Genomic DNA, 15,687 nt, shown 5'->3' with positions numbered 1-15,687 from the left:
GAACAGAAATTCTGCAGGTCTGCCCTTTTTTATGTCCGAAGTCACCTGAGACGAAAATACACCACCAACTACTCCTTAGATTCTGCTGTCTAATTCTCAATCACGGAATTATGCAAAATGCTCATTTATGAAAGCTGGCCAGCTAATCATTTAACTATTATATCCAGTAAATAATATTATGCTTAATTCACATTATTTTCAATAATATATTTTGTCGGGAAAAGAGATGCTTTGTCGAAGTGTTCAATTTGGTATGGACAATTTAAAGTTGGTACCGTGCTAGCTTCGCTTTCCGGAGTAACGTTCTGTTATTCTATTAAATCAGAAACAATATGACAAATAATATTAATTAAGGATCTATTTTTCAAAAAGGTGATTTTAGCTAAGCACGGACAGGCTTATGTACGGTATGATGCTATTGTAAACAGACCAATACAAGCGCGAAAGGAGCAACCCGATTATGAACTTAAATCCCACCCATCACATTCAGCAAATCAGCCAGATCGCCATACCCGTCCAAGATGTTGCGAGAGCCTGTTCTTTTTACAAGGAGCTGCTTGGAGTGTTTGATATGATGACGGCAGATTATATTAGGGCCAAGCAGCACGGCGCTGAAAGTGCAGGATACGCGTTCGGTAAAAAGCCCGCTGACCTTAATTGGTTGGCGGGCTTTTGTTTATTTATAAAGTAAAATATCTATATTCTAGATTAATAGACAATTTTTACCATACTTCGACCTAATAGATATACTACTATTGGATTATTCTGTAATTACCTTACAGAAAATACTCTATTATTCAACTGGAGATGGTAAAATGAGAAGAAGAAACGACAATCGCACTGGTTTCACAAAAAGATTGGCAGGAGTATTGCTGGCACTTGTCTTATGTCTAACGTTACTACCATTCAATATCTCTAAAGCAGCATCAGTAGATTCTCAAAATGTTACATCAAGTGAAAACAGCATACTTACAACTTTGACTCCATCCACTATTTTTATGGAAAAACAAGGGGAAGGAGTAGTGAATTGAATGATAGAAGCAAAGAAAATAAATGAACGTAGAGAGTTGAGAAGAAGTATAATGGAGCAGTTATACGAAATTTTTTATTCTGGTGGACCAGAAGCCTTTTCAGGAAAGACTGAAGCATTAGTAGGGACAAAGGAAGAACTGTACACAGATAACGAAAGGCACAAAGCATTTCACTATCTTTTAGGGAAAAAATTTATTCATATTTCATCATCTGGAGGCAAACCCGAACGATTAGCTGTTTTTATTACTTCTGAAGGAATTGATTATGTAGAATCCTTGTACTTAAATGATCAGAAAAATTAATGGTTCTTGAAGTGAAGAGCAAATGAGAACAATAAGGATTGCCCCTTCTCTTCAACACAGAGTCCATGGCATTCCTGGATTGCGGGGGATTGCGCCTGATGCTCAGCCTGCCTGAGCAAGAGGAGTATGCCCATGCCAGCTCGGTCCTCTATTTTCAGGTGGAACAGATCCAATCCGCCTATGAGGAGCTTTCCGGTAAAGGCGTACCCTTTATCGGAAAGCCTCATGTGGTCGCCAAAATGGGCGACACCGAAACCTGGATGGCTTTCTTCAAGGATACGGAAAACAACACCCATGCGCTGATGAGCGAAGTGGCGGCGCGCGAAATTCAAAAAGGCGCTCCCGAAAGAGCGCCTTCGTCATTTTACCTGTTACAGACCTGACTTGATATCCAGCACCTCATATTTAATGATTCCTACAGGGGCTTCAACATCGACAACGTCTCCTGCCTTGTGGCCGAGAAGCGATTTGCCCAAAGGGCTTTCGTAGGAAATTTTATTCTGGGCGACATCCGCCTCGGCAGGTCCTACAATTTGATATTCGATCCGCTCGCTAAATTCCAGATCGTTCAGCACGGCGATGGAACCTACGCTTACAACGCTGGTATCCTGGTTCTCAACCACCTTCGCCTTGCGGAGAATATTGGTGATCGTGAGAATGCGGGTCTCCATAAAAGCCTGGTCATCCTTGGCGGAATGATACTCGCTGTTCTCCTTCAAGTCTCCGTAGCTGAGCGCAATTTTGATCCGTTCGGCCAGTTCTTTGCGTTTCACCGTCTTCAGTTCTTCGAGCTCCTGCTCCAGCTTGGCCAAACCTTCAGGGGTTAAGATAACTTCTTCTTCATTGGACATCTTCAGGCTCTCCTAGCTATATTGGTTTTGGTCATTCTTCGGACATTCTTTATATCTATATGCATAGTATAACATTCTAGGACTAGTTCTACCCGTTTTATTCCTTCGGGATGCGGGATCTTTGGATTTGACGACCGGCCTCGGCTGTCGGTAGTATGGGTTTTGGAGGTGATCAAGTAAAGATGAATACACTGCTCATGCTTGGAGGAATCATGATGTTTCTGGCCGTAGCACTGGGAGCATTCGGTGCCCACGCGCTTAAAAATAAACTGTCCGAAGACCAAATGAAAACATACCAAACGGGAATCCAATATCATTTGGCCCACGGTCTTGGACTGCTGCTGACAGGCCTGATGGCGAACCAGCTTGACAGCTCTTCTCTCGTCAATCTGGCCGGCTGGCTGCTGGCCGCCGGGATTGTTCTGTTCTCGGGAAGTCTGTATGCCCTAAGCCTTACCGGCATCCGGAAACTGGGAGCCATCACGCCGCTTGGAGGTATCGCCTTCCTCGCGGGATGGGTGCTTGTGGTCATCGCTGCTATTCAGGGATAAGGATAACGGCTAACGGATAGGGGATGCCCCCCCTTCCGTGGCCTGGTCAATCGGCGCCGCTGTTCTGGACCGTCCGGTACTGCCCCGGCGTCATTCCTGTCCATTTTCTGAAGGCGCTTTGGAAGGCGCTCGGCTCCGAGAAGTGCAGCAGATAAGCGACCTCGGCAGCCGTATATTCGGTGTTGCCCAAATAGCCGAGCGCCAGCTCCCTGCGCACCTCATTTGCCAGATCGGTATAAGTGGTTTGTTCCTCCTTCAATCTGGACTGCAGCGTTCTGGGACTCATATGAAGCCATCCGGCAGCCTCGCTAAGGGTTGGAAAATGCACCGGCAAAGCTTCCATCATCCAGAAATACAGCTTGCCGGACAAGCCCAATTTCTGATTCCCCTTGCCCATCGCTTCCTCGGCCGCCCGTTCAAATATGCGCCGTAGCTTCTCGTCCGCATAAACAACGGGATAATCCCATACCTCTTGGGGCAGGCAGAGCACATTATCCTGCTCTCCAAACTTCGGCTCTATGCCAAACACTTCGAGATAAGGGGCAAGCTGGCCGGGGAATTCGTGTCTAAACCGGATTTCCTGTATCGGAATCGGTCTCAAGCTCAGATGCATCATGATATGGTACAAAGAGCTTGCCATATCCTCTATGCAGTGCCGGGACGGTATCTTAAACGGGTTTTGAAAAGCCAGCCGAATGACCCTGCTCGTTCCCTCTGCCTCCGGGCTGATTTGAAAGCCGCTGCATACGACCGAATTGTATTTTTGGAAAGCGGACACCGCTTCACCGATCGTGTTCGAATGCTGGATAACGTGGCCGACCGCTCCCAGATCGGACAGGGCCATGGATTGACCCTGGTGAAGACCAAACACGTCGTCTTTCGTAAATGCCGCAGCCGCGGCCATGATTCTGATTAGTTCGTCCTCTGGTATACGCGCTTCCGCATCCTGCAAAATATCCCTGTCCACACCCGCAAAGCTGCAGAAGTCGTCCGGATTATAGCCCTTTTTGATGATTGTTTTCATAATGGGATGAAGCAGGGAGGACAATACGCCGTAGTCATTCATTCGCGAAAACTCCTTTAACTGCGTAAAAAAACAAGTTTTTTGCGTCTTTCATCATGTCGAGCAGACCTTCGCATCCTTTATCATCAAATCAAGAAGTGAATCCTCTGCCTATGCCGTTCTGCTCTTATCTTATCATGGCAAAGAGAAGAGGATAGCCATAAACTTGAATGAGAAGGAGAAATGACAATGAACATAGCAGTCATTCTGGGCAATCCTTATGAAGAAAGCCTCTGTCATGCGCTCGGCGCCGCCTATATCAAAGGGGCCGAAGACGCAGGCGCCAAGGTACGCACCATTGACCTGAGCAAAATCACGTTTAACCCAAACCTGAAATACGGCTATCATCAAAGAATGGATCTGGAAGAAGATTTGATTGCCGCGCAGGAAACGATCCGCTGGGCCGATCATCTGGTGATCGTCTATCCGATCTGGTGGGGAACGATGCCGGCCATCCTGAAGGGCTTTTTCGACAGGTTGTTTCTGCCGGGCTTTTCGTATAAACCGCGTCCGAACTCTCTGCTGTACGATAAGCTGCTCAAAGGAAAATCGGCACGCCTGATCGTCACCATGGACTCTCCTCCATTGTATTACCGATTAGCTCTTAGAGGAGCAGGACATCGCATCATGAAGCAAGGCATTTTGCAGTTCTGCGGCGTAAAACCGGTGCGCATTACCGAATTTGGGTCGGTCAAGGCATCTTCCGAGCAGACCCGGAACAAGTGGCTCGCCAAGGCCAACCAATTAGGGAGGAACAATGCCTAGCGGAAGCGTATCGGAGCGCAGCGAGCAAATACAGGCAATGCGAGCAGCTCCGCCCAGGTTCACGGGCGGAGCTGCATTCAAATTCCCTGCCTGCACGGCACGTCAGGCTTCAGGCTTCAGGCTTCTTCCGGCTTCGGCAGATGCTCCTTGCAGAAAGCGGCCAAATCCGCTTCCTCTTCATCCTCCAGATCAAAGTCCAGAATCTGGTCCGTCCCTTTCTCCAGCAGATCGTAAGCAACGATGCTTGTCTGTCCTTCTTCCACCTTTACGATCACCCGCGCATACACGCCGTTCACCGAGTAAAGATCATCTTCTTCCGGAATATCCAGATCCGCTTTAAATTCGTAACGCTTGCCGGTTAAAATGCCGAAAGGGTCCTTGACCCATTCCACACTGTAGTCGGATATTGTAAGCATAGAGTTGTCCAGCCTCTTTTCTTCAAAATAAATGGTCATCCATCATCTTACCATACTCCGTCTCAAGACCGATATCCTTCACACTCTCCGGAATGAAGACAGTCCCCTTCAGTTGTGCTATGCTGAAAACAGCTTAGTAACGTTTAAGGAGTGAGCCCTTTTGAAAAAGGATCGCAGCGCTATTTTTGGCCCCATTCTCATCTTGCTGGGAGTCTTTATGTTAATTAAAGGGGAAATTAACTGGAGCACGGGAAACACGTTCACCTATTTTTGGCCAACCCTGTTTATTATTCCGATTGGCGTGTTCTTTCACTGGCTCTATTTCTCCATCCTCCAGCGCAGAGGCATCGGGGTGCTTGTACCCGGCGGCGTTTTATTTACGGTCGGCGTAGTTTGCCAAATTTCCATGGTATTCGATAACTGGGATGTTATGTGGCCGGGATTTATTTTGGCGCCGGCTGTCGGGCTGTTCGAGATGTATTGGTTTGGGAACCGCAATAAATGGCTGCTGATTCCCATCAACATTTTGACCGTACTGTCCCTGCTGTTCTTTGCAGTCTTCTCTCTCGGTTCCCTGATCGGCAGCCTGTCCGGAGGGCAACCCGTGATCGCCGCAATCCTGCTCATCGCCGGCTGTCTGATGATGTTCAAGCGAAGAGAGAGGGAATTTTAACTTCCTTCCGCAGCAATAGACCGTCCGAGAGCCTGAATGGCTTGTGGACGGTCTATTGTTACCCCGGTTTCAGTTCTTCAGTTGAGTTGTTTGCTTCTAAGCTGTCCGCAGGCCGCGTCAATATCGGTTCCGTGTTCAAGGCGCACGCTGACGTTAATCCCCTGCTTTTTCAGCGTATCGTAGAAGCCCAAGATCGCTTCCCGCTCGCTGCGCTGGTACATGCTGTGTTCATCCACCGGATTGTATGGAATGAGGTTAACGGTGACGCGCGGCTGGCGCTCCCCGATCAGCAGCGCCAGCTCCAGTGCATGCTCATGCCGGTCGTTGACACCTTTAAGCAAAATATATTCAAGCGTCACCTTCCGGTTGCTCCGCTCTATATAATAATCCATGGCTTCCAGCACATTCTCAATCGGAATCGCCTTATTGATCTTCATGATGTGCGTGCGCAGCTCATTATTCGGCGCATGCAGCGAAATGGCCAGGTTGACCTGCAGATCAGAGTCGGCGAATTCCTTGATTTTCCCGGCAAGTCCGCTGGTAGACACGGTAATGCTTTTCGGCCCGATTGCAAGGCCCTTGGCGTCCTTGATAATTCGGATAAAGTCAGCCATATTGTCGAAATTGTCAAAGGGCTCGCCAATCCCCATTACCACGATGTGGCTGACCCGTTCGCCCCGTCCGGCCCGGTCCAGTTCAAGCTGAACCTTCATGACCTGCTCCACAATTTCGCCGCTGGTCAAGTCCCGGCTCTTCGCCAAAAGGCCGCTTGCACAGAAGCTGCAGCCGATGTTGCAGCCCACCTGCGTCGTTACGCAGACGGACAAGCCGTATTTTTGCCGCATCAATACGGTTTCGATCAAATTGCCGTCCTGCAGCCTGAACAGAAACTTGACCGTTCCGTCTACCGACTCCTGCTTCGTATGCTCGCTTAGCGTTTGAATGGAAAAATGCTCCTGCAGCAGCTCCAGAACCGCTTCGTTCACATCCGCCATTTCGGCAAACGCAGTCACCCGTTTCCGGTATAGCCAGTCCCAAACCCGCAGCGCTCTGGACTTCTTCTCCCCATGCTCCTCAAGCCATGCCGACAATTGCTCCAAAGTTAACTCATAGATGGATGGTTTATTCATAAAGAGTTCCTCTTTTCAAACTGTATAAAGTTTATTCCTGTTCCTCTAAAACAGCACCAGGATCCAACCCTATTATTGTCCCAAATTTTATAGATCAGCACAAGGGGAACCCTTTATGGGAACTTCAGGTTTATGTAGAAAAAAGCGAAGTCCATGGCCGGAACTTTCGCTTTCTCATCATCTCTTTATGCGATCCTTTTATACATGAACCTCTGCTTCAAGCAGCTGGCGGATGTGCTGTTCGATCTGTTCGGGCGTATCCGCCCGGGCTGAACCGTTTCAGAACCCGCCCTTCCCGGTCAATCAGGAACTTGGTGAAGTTCCATTTGATCGCTTTCGAACCGAACATGCCGCGGGCTTCATTGGTCAGCAGTTTAAACAGCGGATGGGCGTTCTTGCCGTTCACATCAATTTTGGCATGCAGCGGGAATTGGACGCCGAAATTGATCTCGCAGGCCTGAGCCACCTCTTCATTGGTGCCCGGCTCCTGGTTCGCGAATTGGCTCGAGGGGAATCCGAGCACGGCAAAGCCTTGATCCTTGTACTTGTCATGCAAGAGCTGTAGCCCCTTGAACTGGGCAGCAAAACCGCATTTGGTAGCCGTGTTGACAATCAGCAGCACCTGCCCTTTGTAAGGCTCAAGCGTCCCCGATTCTCCTCTAATGGTCTTCACTTCAATATCGTAAATAGACATCTTGAACAACCTCCTTATTTCATATTAATTTCATGTAATTTAATTGTATGCAATTTATTAGGCAGTGTCAATTTCCTTTTTGACTGGAAAACTTTCAGAGTGCTATAATATCCGAACGAACCTGAACACAATTTTAACGGCAGGTGAAAAAGAATGGATCGCCGCGAACTGCTCAAGCTGGATAATCAGCTTTGTTTTGCTTTTTATGCCTGCTCCAAAGAAATGATGAAGCTGTACCGTCCGCTTCTTTCGGAGTTTGGGCTCACCTATACCCAATATATTACCCTGCTCGCGCTTTGGGAGAAGGACGGAATTACCGTAAAGGAGCTCGGGTCCCGTCTGTTTCTGGACTCGGGTACGCTCACTCCCCTGCTTAAAAAACTCGAAGCCGCCGGTCTGATTACCAGAAACCGGGACAAGAGCGACGAACGAAACGTCATCATTGAATTGACTGAACAGGGGAGAAAGCTGCAACAGCAGGTTGAGGAAGTTCCCTTCAACCTGTATGGAAAGACCCAAGTAAGCATCGAAGATATTACCAGCCTTCGGGAACAAATTGCCAAGTTTATGCGGAAGATGGGTACGAAATAACCACTTCCCCGGAAGGATCCGGGGATTCTTTACGCACTGACCTTATTCTTCATCAAGCCGCTCCGATCTCCCGTCCGGGAAGAAACAAGCACGCCCACTCCCAGAAGGACAAGCAGATAGACGATCAGGCCGTTCCAGCCGAAACGGCCCAGAAACAGTCCCCCGGACCACCCCACCAGGCTGGACCCCGAATAATAGAACAACAGATAAAAGGACGAAGCCTGGGCTTTATATTTCCGGCCCGCCAGGATCCCTACCCAACTGCTGGCTACCGAGTGTCCTGCAAAGAAAGCAAAGGCGACCATGGCAACGCCCGCGATTTTGAGCGCCAAAACCGGGCTCAACGTCAGCAGGCTCCCACCGACGAATATGGCCAAAGCCAGTGCCACCACATGCCTGCGCGGATAGCGGTCCGCCATTTTTCCGAACCAGACCGAACTCCATGTGCCGACGAGATTGACCACAAACAAAAAGCCAAATACCGTTTGGCTAAGGTTATAAGGCTCGCGGGTCAGCGGATAGCCGATATAGTCCAAGACGGTGATATAAACCCCCATAAGCAAAAATCCCGTTGCGTACATGCAAAGCAAGCTTTTGCTGCTTAGACCGGCTTTTATGCCTGAGACCCATTCGGCGATCGATACTTTCTTCGAAGTAAAATGGGTGGAAGCCGGCAGATAGCGCCAGAACCAGAGGCTGAACAGCAAGCTTATCACGCCCATGATCAACATGGCTGTCTGCCAGTTAAACAGGTCCGTCAACGTTCCGATCACGATACGCCCGAAAAATCCGCCAATCGCGGTGCCACCCACATAAATGCCCATTACCCTCCCGACTGTCCGGGGAGAGAACTCCTCGTTCAGGTAGGCCATAGCAATCGAAGGAAAGCCTGCGATGCTTATGCCTTCCAGCAGCCGGAACACCAGGAAATATTCGAACGAATCCACCAGAACCGACACAATCGCAAACAAAGAGGTCAGCAAAAGCGACAGGCTCATCATTTTCTTGCGTCCCCAAAAGCCGGATAGCGCCGGAACAAACAGCAAAGAGACCGCAAGCGCAATGGTCGTCAAGGAGATCGATGCGCTGGCCGCCGAGGGTGAAATGCCGTATTTCTCTGAAAATAAACTGATGAGCGGCTGCGGACTGTACATAATGGCAAAGGAAACGATGCTCCCCAGCAGCATGCACACCGCAGCTCTCACATGCTTCTTGCTTCCAATCTCAATATAGTCATCCACGATGCATACCCCTTTAATCCGTTCTATTGACAAACTCCAGTATATGACTGACATAATATAATGTCTAATGCATTATTTAGATCATATTTATATCATATATGTAATAAATGAGGCGAAAGAGGTGAGCAAGTTGGAATGGCAGCAGCTTGAATATTTTCAGACCGTAGCGCGCTTGCAGCATATGACTACAGCGGCCCGGGCATTGTCCATTAGCCAGCCGGCGTTAAGCCGGTCCATCTCCAGACTGGAGAAGGAGCTTGGCGTCCCGCTGTTCGAACGCAGCGGGCGCTCGATCGTCCTGAGCAAGTACGGCCACCTTTTTCTGCTGCGGGTAAATCGCATGCTGGCAGAATATCAGGAAGGGATACAGGAGCTGGACGATCTGCTTCATCCGGAACATGGAGAAGTCTCTCTCGGGTTCCTTCATACGCTGGGCGTCCAGTTTGTCCCGGGGTTAATCAGGACTTACCGCAAAGACCATCCGGCTGTTCATTTTCAGCTGCATCAGAATAATACGCCGAACCTTTTGAACCAGCTTGTCTCCGGAGAAATCGACATGTGCATGGCGGCTCCCCGGGAAACCGGGCAGCCGCTGGAGTGGGTCGAATTAATGAGCCAGGAGCTGTTCGTCATCGTGCCCAGAGGGCACCGCCTTGCAGACAGCGGACCCATCCACCTCAAGGAGATCGGCGATGAACCATTGATCTCCTTTAAATTGGGCTACGGCCTGCGCAAAATCATCGATGATCTGCTTCGGGAAGCCGGAATCAGTCCCAAAATTTCTTTTGAAGGGGAAGAAGTCCATACGATCGCCGGACTTGTCGCCGCAGGACTCGGGGTCGCCATTATTCCCCAGACCAAGGGCATTGACCCAAACGAAATAGCCTTTGTACCGGTAAGCTTCCCCAGCTGCAGCCGGACCATTGGCCTCGCCTGGCATAAAGAAAGATATCTTTCCCGGACCGCGAAGCAGTTCAGAGAGTTTGTTATGGAACAGTTCAAAGAAATCGAGTAGCAGGAGGCGGCTAGTCCCCGAGCGCTCACACCACCGACATGCGAGTCGATACGGAGGTTCCAAAATGGTTAACAAAGTTCCAAATAACGAGAAAGCACACTTTTCCTTTCGCTTCCCAATAGGAAGTCGGAAGGGCATGTTTGGTCCGGGACATTTCCCACGCGCCTCGACGGGAGTTAGCCATCTGAAGGTGACCCAACCATTTGCTACAGTAAGCATGAATATAAACGTAGACACAGCCGCTCTAAGACGCTCACAGAGGCGACAAATGTAGCCAATAACATTTACGAAGCATGTTTAAATTTGTTTACTGTAGAGCCAAGCAGCGGTCTTGTGCACCATGTTCATGTCGAGGTTACGAATCTGGTAACGGATCAAGTGATCCAGCTGGATCTGTTTCCAGGTCCTCAGACCGAGCTACTGCAACGAATGGGCCGAGCACTGGAAAGCATTCAAGGAAGGTTTGGACCGGGAGCGATGCTAAGCTACTTAACCCAATCTGGAACTGCGGTCAACTCATTGCAGAATAGAATGGCGTAACGGATAATTCGAGATCGAGGACATAAAAAGTGGACAGCGATACTACTGCCGAAACATAAGGACCGTCTCCAGCGCTGGAATGGGCATTAAAAAGATGACTCCTGAATACAGGAACCATCTCTTAACTTTTGGCTCTTTCTTTTTAAGTGTCCACAAATAGTGTTACAGTTCAATAAATTTTAGTCAGTCCTGTTTAATACTATTTACCGTATTTATAGATTTCAAACTATCTTTTGGACCTAAATAACAACATAAATAATAAAGAAATAATGAAAAATATTCCAATAAACGTTCCCCAGTAAATGGCAACATTGTTTATTGGTAATTGGAATCTCCTTAGAACAATACGATGAATAACACCAGCTACAATAAATAATAAGCAGTTTACAAATGAGAGCAATAATGATCTAATCATCTTAAGAATCTCCTTTAAGTGTTGTATAGGAAGAGCAATTTATTGATTATCTATAGAGATTATCCTATCTGAATGATTAGCAATGTCTTGGTCATGCGTTACACAGATAATCGTTTTACCCGCTCGCCTCAAATCTTAGAACAACGCAAGAATAATATTTTTGTTAATACGGGAGCAAACAATCTGAATGGCGATAAGTAGTCGGTTTTATTCAAGGTTACTTATGCTGCGTTGATCTGGCCGTCCTTTATGTACTCTACATTTGGATCATATTTTAGGGTTTCATATTCTTGAGCGGATAATGAAGCTACCACAGTATTTTTGATTTGCTTAAACTCCTTTTTTTAGTTCCTCATTTCATTCATTTCCTTCTCTGTTTTTAATCATTTTTTACGACATTGGCATTAGTCAGATGTGCGCATAATCAAAACATCGTTAATGCTAAGACAACTGTGATCAGTTTTTCATGTTTAATTATCTTCCTCTTTTTCGAGCTACTTTAAAAAATAATAGATTCAAAACTGTAGTGAGGAGCTTATATTTGTTTATATAACCGATAAGAGAGAGAGCACCCACTCAGGTGCTCTCTCTCTTAAATCTCTTTTTAGTTTGCATAAACTAGTAGGAATGTTCCAGCAGTATTACCTTGTGAGTTTTTAACTGGGTACTCAGTTCCTACATCCTTATATGAGACGATACCAAGATTATTAGTATGTTTTAGTTTGCCTTGTACATGTGTGTATTTAGGCCTAAAAGCCAAAAGAGCCTTCTTGCCCTTTGGTACGGTTAGAGAATATGATATAGACTCTGATGTAGAGTATGAATAGTTATATCCAGCACCGGCCATTACAGCACTCTTCTCGGAGTTTGTGTTGACATTAGCTGTGAAACTATTTTGAGAAGTTACTTGCCATTGTGCAGTAATAGGGCAACCAACGTCGGAATTACACCAGATATAGTCACTTACAGGTTGTGCAGCAGCGTAATATTGGTAATATGATTCGGGTAGAAATTCATCGTGTTCTTCGTAAGGAAAAACCATTGGGCTTACAGTACCTGACTGTGCAGGGATATCCTTTTGGGTAATGGCTTGGGGCTTAGTTCCTTGCGCTTCTTTAGCATACTCTTCTAAAGGAATTTCTACTAAATTACCATTTTCGTCAACATTAAAAGCTGCACCGATGACTAAACCAGTTGTAGGATCATAATAACCATACTGATCAACCGTAATAGCATTCTTCTTGTCATTAGTAGGTTTATCTTCCTTAGCAGAAACAATGGAAGATGCCCCTAACAACATGCAAATAGATAGTACAATAGCAACAAATTTCTTCATTTTCTTCCTCCTAATAGAAAAATTTTACTGATACTGGTATAGTATATTATATATTTTCATTTGTAAATAACTGGAGGTGTATGACTTGAGAAGAATTATGACATTGCTTGCGATACTATTTACCATTTTAGTGGTTTTAACTTTATGCAATAAAGAATCAGATAACCGTCTAACATGGGAAAGTACGGTTGATGAAGCAATAAAAAAAGAATTTAACAGAGTGGGATTTGGGGAGATTCAACGGTTTAAGTATGAAGAGAGCATTTACATTTTATTTAGAGATAATGACTTAAATAACGCCTACGGTGTAGCTAAGGTTGAAACATCATCTAAGGGATATCGTCTGGATAATACTATGGGACCAGTAATTAGTCCATATGTTCAATTGAGCGATAAGACAGAACTGGGAACAGAATTAGATATAATCGCTGGGAATGTTTACAATAAGGATGTCAAGAAAGTGAGATTAGTAGGGACTAACAAAACCTATGAACTAGAAGTGTTCGATGGATATTATCTGGGTTTCAACATACCGAAAGGCGACTACAAGGTAATATCGGTTAAGGCGAAATGAGGTCAAAAAGAGCAGTTTCAGGTCTGTCTATAATTTTGTGTAAACTCAAAATTCAAGGAACCTCCGGGGGGAGGGGGGCTTCATGGTAAGTGCTGTCCAATCCGCTCCGGATAGAATGACAGCTGAAGCAAGATTTGCCCCCAGTTTTGGACACGGTCTGTCCATTTGCGAGTCACGTCTACCGTTACCAGGTAAAGCATTTTGAGGAGAGATTCGTCTGCGGGAAAGATGTTCTTCCCTTTTGTGACTTTCCGAAGTTGGCGGTGGCAACTCTCAATCATATTGGTGGTATAAATGAGCTTGCGAAGCTCTGTTGGATACTTAGAACGTGGCGAGTTCCTCCCAATTGTTGGGACAGGAATAAACAATGAGCGGGTATTTGTCCCCCCAGATTTTCCTCAAACCGATCCAATTCCAGTAAGGCGATTTCTTCTGTAGTCGCTTTGTAGATCGGCTTTAGATCAGAGGTCACTTTCTTCAGATCCTTGTACAATACATAACGGGTGGAATTCCGGATTTGGTGAATGATATACTTTTCAATCTCAGTATTGGGATAAGCAAGCTTAATCGCTTGGGAGAAGCCCGTGAGGTTATCCACACAGTTGATAAGAATGTCCTGAACTCCACGATTTTTCAAGTCAGTAACACATAATTGCCTAAATCAAATAAAAAAAGCCTGATATCAGGCTTCTGATACTAAAGATATGTGGGTGAAATTGTGTCACTGGACACTACTAATGTCCTGCTCCGTGTTCTTGGACTGCAGTTGATATGGTAGATATGTTAGAAGTGTAGGGTAGACTCGCTAAACTCAATACAATTACCACCGACAAAAGTACCTTTTTCATTCTTTAATTCCTCCTTAAAAATTTTGTTCATTAAAGTGGAAAATTGTTGCTGTTGGTCTTCATCTGCATAATCTCTTAAAGCTTCAAACAGCACTACACATTTTTTGAATATCGCTACATTATTAAATGTATCAGTGGTTTCTAAAGCTTTCAATATATTATGTATTGCAAGCTTTTTATCTCCCATTTTCAATTTGTACATTGATACTCTGTGAAAAAATTTTACTATATAGATTGACTCTCCTTTTTTACTACTAATCGTAAGTGTTGATTTATTATTTAGTATCCCAGTTTGCAGTATTTCCGAATAAAGTATCTGAACAAGTAGCATAAGTCCATCCTTCAGTAGAAGATTTCCACTCAGAAGACACGGTAGTAAAAAGATTACCTGCGCTTGATTTATGTGTTTTGCTAGTATGATTATAATTTGACCAATGTCTGTAAGGTTGGTCTACTGAGAAATCATGATCCCAAGTACCACCACCAGCGTCTTCTACTACCATTGGTGTAATTCCGTCTCTAATCATGGTGATAGAACCGTGTTCAGCAGCAAACGCGCTAGTAGGAATTGCTAACGCTACTACCAGTGCAATTAGTTTCTTTTTCATAAGTAAACTACTAAATATTGGTATTTTTCATTACGTAGTATAATTTATACCAAAAAACCATTTATGTAAATATTTTTTTAGGAGACGTATTGTCAATCTAAGTGCGACAACTCTTCCATGAAAGTTTCGTGAGCGGATTTCCAGCCGAGACATTTACGAGGGCGGCTATTATGTTCCAATGGTTCCAATGAGAAACTCATCTATTGTCTTATCTCTGTCAATTTTCATTAAATAATCCTCCCCTACCGTTCCATATCTATGCCTGGATTAATATCCATTTTCTTAGCTTCAGTAGCCTGGTAGATCCATTGGTTTTTCAAGTCTCGTGACAAGTAAGCTTCAATAAATTCGCTGATCGGATCTCTTTCTCCCTTAAAACAAAAATCGAACCGTTTCTTGCCCGTCTGCTCCCTGGATATGAAACCGTTCGACTTAGCAGTTTAGCCACGCCGGATCAATGATATTTCCGCGCGTAGAATCCGGAAGACCTTATGCCTCTTTGAGTACATCCTTTCATTTAATTGCCTTTTCCGGATAAACCGATCGTTCTGTCCATGCGCTGTGGGGCTGAAGACATTTTAAGATAACATCCGAAAGTGGCTGGATTTCAGAAGGCTCATTTGTCTTGATTACAGCTTTCATATACTCTTCCTTTGGAAATCGACTCCATTAGAGCTCAAAACCATTTTCTAACGCCAGCTGCCAGAAACATTCCCGAGTAGATCTTCCATTTCCTTCTCGAAATGGATGTATGTAATTGATATCTGAGTAGATCTGAGCTGCTTTCGTGCGAAGTCATTCATGGAGAGGTTTTTAAGTGCTTGTCTTCGCTAAGGTCATGAATACATTGTTGGCCATAAATTCAGGAGAGGGATAATCGGGAAACCAGAAGCCGTTTTTGCCGATATTCGTCTGCCTGATCTGGCCAGCAAAAGGATATACATCCTGATGATGCTACTGGTGGTATAACAAGCAGCGCCATAATGAGCACGATAAACGCCAGATATACCCAATGGATCGCAGTCAAGTGAATTCCCATGCT

General features: G+C 45.7%; 19 protein-coding genes and 5 pseudogenes. 11 read left to right on the top strand and 13 right to left on the bottom strand.

What is annotated here, in order from left to right:
* Positions 1–460: 460 nt before the first annotated feature.
* From K7397_RS14935 to K7397_RS14920, 4 genes and pseudogenes are all read left to right on the top strand, one after another.
* Positions 461–691 carry a VOC family protein gene (locus tag K7397_RS14935; RefSeq protein ID WP_223068735.1) on the top strand — a complete coding sequence of 77 codons (231 nt, stop codon included), beginning with the start codon at positions 461–463 and terminating at the stop codon, positions 689–691.
* A 124-nt stretch (positions 692–815) separates the two neighbouring features.
* Positions 816–1,031, top strand: coding sequence for a hypothetical protein (locus tag K7397_RS14930; RefSeq protein WP_223068734.1), 216 nt, complete (start codon positions 816–818; stop codon positions 1,029–1,031).
* Positions 1,032–1,334 carry a hypothetical protein gene (locus K7397_RS14925; RefSeq protein ID WP_223068733.1) on the top strand — a complete coding sequence of 101 codons (303 nt, stop codon included), beginning with the start codon at positions 1,032–1,034 and terminating at the stop codon, positions 1,332–1,334.
* A gap of 35 nt (positions 1,335–1,369) precedes the next feature.
* Positions 1,370–1,717, top strand: a pseudogene (locus K7397_RS14920) (VOC family protein); the annotation flags it as partial.
* Here the strand turns inward: K7397_RS14920 and greA are convergent.
* Positions 1,706–2,185: a transcription elongation factor GreA gene (greA, locus tag K7397_RS14915; RefSeq protein WP_223068732.1), complete on the bottom strand. Its 480-nt coding sequence runs from the start codon at positions 2,183–2,185 to the stop codon at positions 1,706–1,708. The pseudogene K7397_RS14920 and the gene greA overlap by 12 nt on opposite strands.
* Positions 2,186–2,367: 182 nt before the next feature.
* Between greA and K7397_RS14910 the strand changes: the two genes are divergently transcribed.
* Positions 2,368–2,736, top strand: a complete 369-nt coding sequence (locus K7397_RS14910; RefSeq protein WP_223068731.1) for a DUF423 domain-containing protein — start codon at positions 2,368–2,370, stop codon at positions 2,734–2,736.
* 46 nt (positions 2,737–2,782) lie between these two features.
* Here K7397_RS14910 and K7397_RS14905 read toward each other — a convergent pair whose 3' ends face one another.
* Complete coding sequence (locus K7397_RS14905) at positions 2,783–3,802, bottom strand: AraC family transcriptional regulator (protein WP_223068730.1); 1,020 nt, start codon at positions 3,800–3,802, stop codon at positions 2,783–2,785.
* Between the two features lie 180 nt (positions 3,803–3,982).
* On the opposite strand from K7397_RS14905, the gene K7397_RS14900 reads away from it, so the two are divergent.
* Entirely contained in the window at positions 3,983–4,564 is a 582-nt protein-coding gene (locus K7397_RS14900; protein WP_223068729.1) for an NAD(P)H-dependent oxidoreductase, read from the top strand.
* Between the two features lie 116 nt (positions 4,565–4,680).
* On the opposite strand, the gene K7397_RS14895 is transcribed toward K7397_RS14900, so the two are convergent.
* Entirely contained in the window at positions 4,681–4,980 is a 300-nt protein-coding gene (locus K7397_RS14895; protein WP_223068728.1) for a DUF6509 family protein, read from the bottom strand.
* Positions 4,981–5,140: 160 nt separating this feature from the next.
* Between K7397_RS14895 and K7397_RS14890 the strand changes: the two genes are divergently transcribed.
* On the top strand, positions 5,141–5,653 hold the full coding sequence (locus tag K7397_RS14890) for a hypothetical protein (RefSeq protein ID WP_237690941.1): 513 nt from the start codon (positions 5,141–5,143) through the stop codon (positions 5,651–5,653).
* 77 nt (positions 5,654–5,730) lie between these two features.
* Here K7397_RS14890 and rlmN read toward each other — a convergent pair whose 3' ends face one another.
* Both rlmN and K7397_RS14880 read right to left on the bottom strand, forming a co-directional pair.
* Complete coding sequence (gene rlmN, locus K7397_RS14885) at positions 5,731–6,783, bottom strand: dual-specificity RNA methyltransferase RlmN (protein ID WP_223068727.1); 1,053 nt, start codon at positions 6,781–6,783, stop codon at positions 5,731–5,733.
* Positions 6,784–6,981: 198 nt separating this feature from the next.
* Positions 6,982–7,477: pseudogene (locus K7397_RS14880) on the bottom strand (glutathione peroxidase).
* Positions 7,478–7,630: 153 nt separating this feature from the next.
* Between K7397_RS14880 and K7397_RS14875 the strand changes: the two are divergent.
* Complete coding sequence (locus K7397_RS14875) at positions 7,631–8,068, top strand: MarR family winged helix-turn-helix transcriptional regulator (RefSeq protein WP_223068725.1); 438 nt, start codon at positions 7,631–7,633, stop codon at positions 8,066–8,068.
* A 29-nt stretch (positions 8,069–8,097) separates the two neighbouring features.
* Here the strand turns inward: K7397_RS14875 and K7397_RS14870 are convergent, their stop codons facing one another.
* Positions 8,098–9,309: an MFS transporter gene (locus K7397_RS14870; protein ID WP_337926738.1), complete on the bottom strand. Its 1,212-nt coding sequence runs from the start codon at positions 9,307–9,309 to the stop codon at positions 8,098–8,100.
* Positions 9,310–9,439: 130 nt separating this feature from the next.
* On the opposite strand from K7397_RS14870, the gene K7397_RS14865 reads away from it, so the two are divergent.
* The gene (locus K7397_RS14865) at positions 9,440–10,324 is read left to right on the top strand and encodes a LysR family transcriptional regulator (protein WP_223068743.1); all 885 of its coding nucleotides are present in this window, start codon (positions 9,440–9,442) and stop codon (positions 10,322–10,324) included.
* Positions 10,325–10,392: 68 nt separating this feature from the next.
* On the opposite strand, the pseudogene K7397_RS22055 reads toward K7397_RS14865, so the two are convergent.
* Positions 10,393–10,508, bottom strand: a pseudogene (locus K7397_RS22055) (group II intron maturase-specific domain-containing protein); the annotation flags it as partial.
* 17 nt (positions 10,509–10,525) lie between these two features.
* Here K7397_RS22055 and K7397_RS14860 point away from each other — a divergent pair.
* Positions 10,526–10,864, top strand: coding sequence for a DinB/UmuC family translesion DNA polymerase (locus K7397_RS14860; RefSeq protein WP_223068742.1), 339 nt, complete (start codon positions 10,526–10,528; stop codon positions 10,862–10,864).
* A gap of 226 nt (positions 10,865–11,090) precedes the next feature.
* Here the strand turns inward: K7397_RS14860 and K7397_RS22240 are convergent, their stop codons facing one another.
* Both K7397_RS22240 and K7397_RS14850 read right to left on the bottom strand, forming a co-directional pair.
* Positions 11,091–11,279 carry a bacteriocin-like WGxF protein gene (locus K7397_RS22240; protein WP_223068723.1) on the bottom strand — a complete coding sequence of 63 codons (189 nt, stop codon included), beginning with the start codon at positions 11,277–11,279 and terminating at the stop codon, positions 11,091–11,093.
* Between the two features lie 604 nt (positions 11,280–11,883).
* Complete coding sequence (locus tag K7397_RS14850; RefSeq protein WP_223068722.1) at positions 11,884–12,615, bottom strand: DUF6060 domain-containing protein; 732 nt, start codon at positions 12,613–12,615, stop codon at positions 11,884–11,886.
* Positions 12,616–12,700: 85 nt separating this feature from the next.
* On the opposite strand from K7397_RS14850, the gene K7397_RS14845 reads away from it, so the two are divergent.
* A complete protein-coding gene (locus tag K7397_RS14845) occupies positions 12,701–13,189 on the top strand; it encodes a hypothetical protein (RefSeq protein WP_223068721.1) in 489 nt (162 codons plus the stop codon).
* Between the two features lie 80 nt (positions 13,190–13,269).
* Here K7397_RS14845 and K7397_RS14840 read toward each other — a convergent pair.
* The 4 genes and pseudogenes from K7397_RS14840 to K7397_RS22235 all read right to left on the bottom strand — a co-directional run.
* Positions 13,270–13,835: pseudogene (locus tag K7397_RS14840) on the bottom strand (IS256 family transposase); the annotation flags it as partial.
* A gap of 137 nt (positions 13,836–13,972) precedes the next feature.
* The gene (locus K7397_RS14835) at positions 13,973–14,239 is read right to left on the bottom strand and encodes a hypothetical protein (protein WP_223068720.1); all 267 of its coding nucleotides are present in this window, start codon (positions 14,237–14,239) and stop codon (positions 13,973–13,975) included.
* A 73-nt stretch (positions 14,240–14,312) separates the two neighbouring features.
* A complete protein-coding gene (locus tag K7397_RS14830; RefSeq protein WP_223068719.1) occupies positions 14,313–14,645 on the bottom strand; it encodes a lactococcin 972 family bacteriocin in 333 nt (110 codons plus the stop codon).
* 669 nt (positions 14,646–15,314) lie between these two features.
* Positions 15,315–15,422, bottom strand: a pseudogene (locus tag K7397_RS22235) (Fic family protein); the annotation flags it as partial.
* Positions 15,423–15,687: the final 265 nt, after the last annotated feature.

It is taken from the genome of Paenibacillus caui (assembly GCF_019904135.1).
In the GTDB taxonomy this organism is placed as follows: domain Bacteria; phylum Bacillota; class Bacilli; order Paenibacillales; family Paenibacillaceae; genus Fontibacillus; species Fontibacillus caui.
This window is presented reverse-complemented; position numbering and strand designations above follow the sequence as displayed.

Excerpts from the sequence above, each read along its gene's own strand:
- K7397_RS14835 (WP_223068720.1), bottom strand. The coding sequence starts at position 14,239 with ATGTACAAATTGAAAATGGGAGATAAAAAGCTTGCAATACATAATATA.
- K7397_RS14935 (WP_223068735.1), top strand. The coding sequence starts at position 461 with ATGAACTTAAATCCCACCCATCACATTCAGCAAATCAGCCAGATCGCC.
- K7397_RS22240 (WP_223068723.1), bottom strand. The coding sequence starts at position 11,279 with ATGATTAGATCATTATTGCTCTCATTTGTAAACTGCTTATTATTTATT.
- K7397_RS14930 (WP_223068734.1), top strand. The coding sequence starts at position 816 with ATGAGAAGAAGAAACGACAATCGCACTGGTTTCACAAAAAGATTGGCA.
- K7397_RS14895 (WP_223068728.1), bottom strand. The coding sequence starts at position 4,980 with ATGCTTACAATATCCGACTACAGTGTGGAATGGGTCAAGGACCCTTTC.
- rlmN (WP_223068727.1), bottom strand. The coding sequence starts at position 6,783 with ATGAATAAACCATCCATCTATGAGTTAACTTTGGAGCAATTGTCGGCA.
- K7397_RS14900 (WP_223068729.1), top strand. The coding sequence starts at position 3,983 with ATGACAATGAACATAGCAGTCATTCTGGGCAATCCTTATGAAGAAAGC.
- K7397_RS14905 (WP_223068730.1), bottom strand. The coding sequence starts at position 3,802 with ATGAATGACTACGGCGTATTGTCCTCCCTGCTTCATCCCATTATGAAA.
- K7397_RS14925 (WP_223068733.1), top strand. The coding sequence starts at position 1,032 with ATGATAGAAGCAAAGAAAATAAATGAACGTAGAGAGTTGAGAAGAAGT.
- greA (WP_223068732.1), bottom strand. The coding sequence starts at position 2,185 with ATGTCCAATGAAGAAGAAGTTATCTTAACCCCTGAAGGTTTGGCCAAG.
- K7397_RS14850 (WP_223068722.1), bottom strand. The coding sequence starts at position 12,615 with ATGAAGAAATTTGTTGCTATTGTACTATCTATTTGCATGTTGTTAGGG.
- K7397_RS14910 (WP_223068731.1), top strand. The coding sequence starts at position 2,368 with ATGAATACACTGCTCATGCTTGGAGGAATCATGATGTTTCTGGCCGTA.
- K7397_RS14830 (WP_223068719.1), bottom strand. The coding sequence starts at position 14,645 with ATGAAAAAGAAACTAATTGCACTGGTAGTAGCGTTAGCAATTCCTACT.
- K7397_RS14875 (WP_223068725.1), top strand. The coding sequence starts at position 7,631 with ATGGATCGCCGCGAACTGCTCAAGCTGGATAATCAGCTTTGTTTTGCT.